The organism is Nocardia brasiliensis IFM 10847 (assembly GCF_000710915.1).
Lineage (GTDB): Bacteria > Actinomycetota > Actinomycetes > Mycobacteriales > Mycobacteriaceae > Nocardia > Nocardia brasiliensis_A.
The window spans coordinates 56,406-62,715 of sequence record NZ_BAUA01000119.1 but is presented as its reverse complement, the minus strand read 5'-3'; the positions used below and the strand labels follow the sequence as shown (position 1 = coordinate 62,715).

Below are 6,310 nucleotides of genomic sequence, written 5' to 3'. Positions count from 1 at the left end.
TACGAGGTAGTGGTGGTCGGCGGGGGCGCGGCGGGACTGTCCGCGGCGCTGGTGCTGGCCAGGTCGCGGCGCCGGGTCGCGGTGGTGCGTGGCGGACCGGCGCGTAACGCGCCCGCCGAGCACATGCACGGGTTTCTCTCGCGGGACGGCATGGCGCCGGGCGAACTGCTGACCGTCGGTGCGGCCGAGGTCGCGGGCTACGGGGGCGAGCTGATCGACGACTTCGTGACGAAGGCCGAAAAGATCGAGGGCAGTGCGGGTTTCACCGTCCGATTGGCGAGCGGCCGGGTACTGACGGCGCGCCGGTTGCTGATCGCGACCGGTCTGCGCGATGAACTGCCCGAGCTGCCCGGCGTGCGGGAACGGTGGGGCGCCGAGGTGCTGCACTGCCCGTACTGCCATGGCTACGAGGTGCGTGACCAGCCGCTGGGCCTGCTCGGCGGGGCGGACCCCCGGGTGCTGCACCTCGCACTGCTGCTGCCGCAATGGTCCGACGACGTGGTGCTGTTCCCGCACACCATGGAGCTGTCCGACGCCGAGCGCGGGCGGCTCGCCGCGGTGGGCGTGCGGATCGTCGAGGGAACGGTCGCCCGATTGGTGGTCGAGGGCACGTTGCGCGGAGTGGAACTGACCGACGGCCGGACCGTTGCGCGCGCGGCACTGTTCGTCGCGCCGCGTTTCGTGCCGGAGGCCGATCTGCTGCACGGACTCGGCTGCGAATTCGACGACAAGGGATGGGTGGTCGCCGACCCCGCGGGGCGCACCAGCGTGCCCGGGGTCTGGGCCGCGGGGAACGTCGCGAACGCCGCGGCTCAGGTGGTCGTCGCGGCGGGCGCGGGCTACACCGCCGCGGTCGACATCAACGGCGATCTGGCCCTGGCGGCCGCCCAAATGCCCGTTTCGACGGGTTAGGCGGGCAGGTATCGCCCGAAGCTGAGAATTCCGTATGGATTCCGGAACCCTTCCAGCTGGGACGGTAAGCTATGAGTTGTAGGCGGAGTCTTCGGTGTCCCTCATCCACCGAAGACTCCGCCTTACTTTTTGTTTGTGCGCGCAGCCCCGCCCCTGCGGAAATCCGTTGAGCCCGACTACTAGAATCGTCGGGTGACCAGCGCAGCCCCTGACAATCCACGTAATCGTGCCGATGCCCTTCCCAAGAGCTGGAACCCCGGCGAGGTAGAGGCCTCGATGTACGAGCGCTGGGTAGCCGCTGGCTATTTCGAGGCGGACGTCACCAGCGACAAGCCGCCGTACTCCATCGTGCTACCCCCGCCGAACGTCACCGGCAACCTGCACATCGGCCATGCCCTCGACCACACCCTGATGGACACCCTCACCCGCCGCAAGCGCATGCAGGGCTACGAGGTGCTGTGGCTGCCCGGCATGGACCACGCCGGAATCTCCACCCAGACAGTGGTGGAGAAGCAGCTGGCCGTCGACGGCAAGACCAAGGAAGACTTCGGTCGCGAGCTGTTCATCGACAAGGTGTGGGACTGGAAGCGCGAATCCGGCGGCGCCATCCAGTGGCAGATGCGCGCGCTGGGCGACGGCGTCGACTGGAGCCGGGACCGATTCACCCTCGACGACGGCCTGTCCCGCGCCGTGCAGACGATCTTCAAGCGGCTCTACGACGCCGGGCTGATCTACCGCGCCGAGCGACTGGTCAACTGGTCGCCCGCGCTGCGCACCGCCATCTCCGATATCGAGGTCAAGTACGAGGACGTGGAAGGCGAGCTGGTCTCGCTGCGGTACGGCTCGCTCGACGACAACGAGCCGCACGTGATCGTCGCGACCACCCGCGTCGAGACGATGCTCGGCGACACCGCGGTGGCCGTGCACCCGGAAGACCCGCGCTACCGGGCGCTGGTCGGCACCACCCTGGAACATCCCATCACCGGCCGGCGGATCCCGATCATCGCCGACGACTACGTCGATCCCGAATTCGGTTCCGGCGCAGTGAAGATCACGCCGGCGCACGACCCGAACGACTTCGAGATGGGCGTGCGGCACAGCCTGCCGATGCCGAACATCATGGACGAGCGCGGCCGGATCGTCGATACCGGAACCGAATTCGACGGCATGGACCGCTTCGAGGCGCGCGTCGCGGTGCGCGAGCGGCTCGCCGCCGAGGGCCGGGTGGTCGCCGAGAAGCGGCCGTACCTGCACAGCGTCGGACATTCCGAGCGCAGCGGTGAGCCGATCGAACCGCGCCTGTCCATGCAGTGGTGGGTCAAGGTCGAGTCGCTGGCCAAGGCCGCCGGTGACGCGGTGCGCAACGGCGACACCGTGATTCACCCGGCCAGCTCCGAGCCGCGCTGGTTCGACTGGGTCGACAACATGCACGACTGGTGCATCTCGCGGCAGCTGTGGTGGGGTCACCGCATCCCGATCTGGTACGGCCCCGAGGGCGAGGTGGTGTGCGTCGGTCCCGACGAGACCGCGCCCGAGGGCTACGTGCAGGACCCGGACGTGCTCGACACCTGGTTCTCCTCCGGGCTGTGGCCCTTCTCCACGCTGGGCTGGCCCGACGCCACACCGGAACTCGAAAAGTTCTATCCCACGAACGTGCTCGTCACCGGCTACGACATCCTGTTCTTCTGGGTGGCCCGGATGATGATGTTCGGCACGTTCGTGGCCGACGACCCGGTGCTCACCGCGGGCAAGAACGGTGCGCGTCAGGTGCCGTTCAAAGATGTGTTCCTGCACGGCCTGATCCGCGATCAGTACGGCAAGAAGATGTCCAAGTCGCGCGGCAATGGCATCGACCCGCTGGTGTGGATCAACGAATACGGCGCGGACACAGTGCGTTTCACGCTGGCGCGGGGCGCGCAGCCGGGCAGCGACGCGGCGGTCGGCGAGCAGCACGCGCTCGCCTCGCGCAGCTTCGTGACGAAGCTGTTCAACGCCACCAAGTTCGCGCTGATGAACGGCGCGCACACCGGGGCGCTGCCGGATCGTGCCACGCTCACCGATGCCGACCGCTGGATCCTGGACCGGCTCGAACAGGTGCGCGCCGAAGTGGATTCGGCCTTCGACGCCTACGAGTTCAGCAAGGCCTGCGAGGCGCTGTACCACTTCGCCTGGGACGAATTGTGTGACTGGTACCTGGAATTGACCAAGGTGCAGTTCGCGGCCGAGGAGACCCGCGCCGAGTCGACCAGGGTGGTGCTCGGCACCGTGCTGGACGCGGTGCTGCGGCTGCTGCATCCGGTCATCCCGTTCGTCACCGAATCGCTGTGGCAGGCACTGACCGGCGGCGAGTCCCTGGTGGTCGCGGCCTGGCCGCAGGCCACCGGTGTGCCGACCGATCAGGTTTCCGCGCAACGGGTTTCGGACACCCAGCGACTCATCACCGAGATCCGCCGGTTCCGCAGCGACCAGGGTCTGGCGGACAAGCAGAAGGTGGCGGCCAAGCTCAACGGTCTCGACGCGGCCGGGCTGACCGACCTGCACGCGCCGGTGGCGAACCTGGCCCGGCTCACCGAGCCCGGTGCCGATTTCGCGGCGACCGCCTCGCTGGAGGTCCGGTTGAGCGCGGCCACCGTCACGGTGGAGCTGGACACCTCCGGCGCCGTCGACCTGGATGCCGAACGACGCCGACTGGAAAAGGATCTGGGCGTCGCGGAGAAGGAGGTGGCCACCACCACGGCCAAACTCGGCAACGAGGCCTTCCTCGCCAAGGCGCCGGAGCCGGTGGTCGCCAAGATCAAGACGCGGCAGGAGATCGCCACCGCCGAGGTGGCCCGGATCAGCGCCCGGCTCGCGGAACTGAGCGGCAAATGAACCACGAACCGGAGCCGCAATACGGCGACGAACTGCGGCACCCGGCGGCGGGGCCGCGGCTGAGTTCCGGTCCGTCGCCGGTCGAACTCGCCGAAATGGCGTTGGTGGAGGCCGAACTCGATACCCGCTGGCCGGAAACCAAGATCGAGCCCTCGCTCACCCGGATCGCCACCCTGATGGATCTGCTCGGCTCGCCCCAGCACAGCTATCCGGCGATCCACGTGGCGGGCACCAACGGCAAGACCTCGGTGACCAGGATGATCGACGCCCTGCTCACCGCGCTGCATCGGCGCACGGGCCGGATCACCAGCCCGCACCTGCAGCTGGCGACCGAGCGGATCAGCATCGACAACGCGCCGATCAGCCCGGCCAAGTACGTGGAGACCTACCGCGAGCTGGTGCCGTTCATCGAGATGATCGACGCGCAGTCGGCCGACGCGGGCGGCCCGCCGATGAGCAAGTTCGAGGTGCTCACCGGCATGGCGTTCGCCGCGTTCGCCGAAGCGCCGATCGATGTGGCGGTGGTGGAGACCGGCCTGGGCGGCACCTGGGACGCCACCAATGTGATCGATGGGCAGATCGCGGTGATCACCCCGATCGGCATGGACCACACCGACTTTCTCGGCACCGATCTCACCAGCATCGCGGGGGAGAAGGCCGGCATCATCAAACGCGCACCGGACCTGCTGATTCCGCGCGACACCGTCGCGATCATCGCGGAGCAGGACCCGGAGGCGATGGACGTGCTGCTGCGCCGCGCCGTCGAGGTCGACGCCGCGGTGGCCCGCGAGGGCGGCGAATTCCGAGTGCTCGCCCGCCAGATCGCGGTCGGCGGCCAGCAGCTCGAATTACAGGGTCTCGGCGGCGTTTACGACGAGATCTTCCTGCCGCTGCACGGCGAGCACCAGGCGCGCAACGCGGTACTCGCGCTCGCCGCGGTCGAGGCCTTCTTCGGCGCGGGCGCCGACCGGCAGCTCGACATCGACGCCGTGCGTGCGGGTTTCGCGAACGTGACCAGTCCGGGCCGGCTCGAGCGGATGCGCAACGCGCCGACCATCTTCATCGACGCCGCGCACAATCCCGCGGGCGCGCAGGCCCTCGCGGCCACCCTCACCGCGGAGTTCGACTTCCGTAAGCTGGTCGGTGTGGTCGCGGTACTGGCAGACAAGGACGCCGACGGCATCCTCAGCGCGCTGGAGCCGGTGTTCGACGAAATCGTCGTGACCAACAACGGTTCCCCGCGCGCGATGGACGTGGACGTGCTCGCCGATCTCGCGGTCCAGCGCTTCGGCGACGAGCGCGTGATCACCGCCTCGACCCTGCCGGACGCGCTGGAGTCGGCCATCGCCATCGCCGAAGAGGTCGGTGAGGCCGGGGAGATGGTGTCCGGCGCGGGCGTCGTGGTGACCGGCTCGGTGGTGACCGCGGGCGCGACGCGCGCACTGTTCGGAAAGGACCCGGCATGACCGACGAGACCGGTTCGGTGCCACCGCCCGCCACGGACCCGTGGAAGGGTTTCCGCGGCGTCATGGCGGGCACCCTCGTGCTCGAGGCGATCGTGGTGCTGCTCGCGCTGCCGGTCGTCGGTTCGGTCGGCGGCGGGGTGACCTGGTGGTCGGGCACCTACCTCGTCGTGCTCGCCCTCGTGATGTTCCTCGGCGCGGGACTGCAGGGCCGCTCCTGGGCGATGCCGTTCAATCTGGGCCTGCAGGTTCTGGTGCTGCTCGGCACCTTCATCCATCTGTCCATCGGCATCATCGGCATCGTCTTCGCCGTGGTGTGGGGCTTCATCCTGGTGCTGCGCGCGGACGTGCGCGGCCGGATCGAGAAGGGTCTGCTGCCGAGCCAGCGGCTCCCGCGCTCGTCCTGAGTCGGGCCCGGGGAAGGTTCGCCGCGGCCGCGACGGAACCGCGGGTTCGGTACCCGGTGGGGGTGCCGGTTAGAGTGTCGCCGTGACTGAGCAGACGTTGGTACTCATCAAGCCGGACGGTGTGGCCCGTGGCCTCGTCGGCGAGGTGCTGGTACGCATCGAGCGCAAGGGCCTGAAGATCGCGGCTCTCGAACTGAAGCACGTGTCCGAGGACTTGGCCAAGGGCCACTATGCCGAGCACGCCGAGAAGCCGTTCTTCGGCTCCCTGATCGAATTCATCACCTCCGGCCCGGTCGTCGCGGCCGTCCTGGAGGGGCCGCGCGCCATCGCGGCGTTCCGGCAGATCGCCGGTGGCACCGACCCGGTCGAGAAGGCCGTGCCCGGCAGCGTGCGTGGGGACTTCGCCCTGGAGACCCAGGAGAACCTGGTGCACGGGTCCGACTCGCCCGAATCCGCCAAACGAGAGATTGCTCTCTGGTTCCCCGAGTTCCGCATTTAACCGACAGTTGCCGACCTCGCCCGGTCGCGCGCGACTGCCGCGGCCGGGCCATCGACACGTGCGCCGCGGCGTACTCGCCGCGCGTGGTGTGGGATACTTGGAAGCGGTTGCTGTTGATGCCGACTGTTCGCGCAGGTACGCGGACGATCGGGACGATC

General features: G+C 68.8%; 5 protein-coding genes. All 5 read left to right on the top strand.

Translation table 11 applies throughout. From position 1 onward, the window contains the following. Positions 1 to 912: NAD(P)/FAD-dependent oxidoreductase (locus NBRGI_RS25925; RefSeq protein ID WP_063726308.1), on the top strand; the 912-nt coding region annotated here is incomplete at its 5' end. Positions 913 to 1,104: 192 nt separating this feature from the next. Then, positions 1,105 to 3,783: a valine--tRNA ligase gene (locus NBRGI_RS25920; RefSeq protein WP_029899819.1), complete on the top strand. Its 2,679-nt coding sequence runs from the start codon at positions 1,105 to 1,107 to the stop codon at positions 3,781 to 3,783. Continuing rightward, positions 3,780 to 5,249 (top strand): bifunctional tetrahydrofolate synthase/dihydrofolate synthase, encoded by a 1,470-nt coding sequence (gene folC, locus NBRGI_RS25915; protein ID WP_416382766.1) that lies wholly within the window; start codon positions 3,780 to 3,782, stop codon positions 5,247 to 5,249. Before NBRGI_RS25920 ends, folC begins: the two co-directional genes overlap by 4 nt. Then, on the top strand, positions 5,246 to 5,653 hold the full coding sequence (locus NBRGI_RS25910) for a DUF4233 domain-containing protein (protein ID WP_029899817.1): 408 nt from the start codon (positions 5,246 to 5,248) through the stop codon (positions 5,651 to 5,653). The genes folC and NBRGI_RS25910 overlap by 4 nt, the downstream gene beginning before the upstream one ends. Positions 5,654 to 5,735: 82 nt before the next feature. Continuing rightward, positions 5,736 to 6,152, top strand: coding sequence for a nucleoside-diphosphate kinase (gene ndk, locus NBRGI_RS25905; RefSeq protein ID WP_029899816.1), 417 nt, complete (start codon positions 5,736 to 5,738; stop codon positions 6,150 to 6,152). The last annotated feature ends 158 nt before the right edge of the window (positions 6,153 to 6,310 follow it).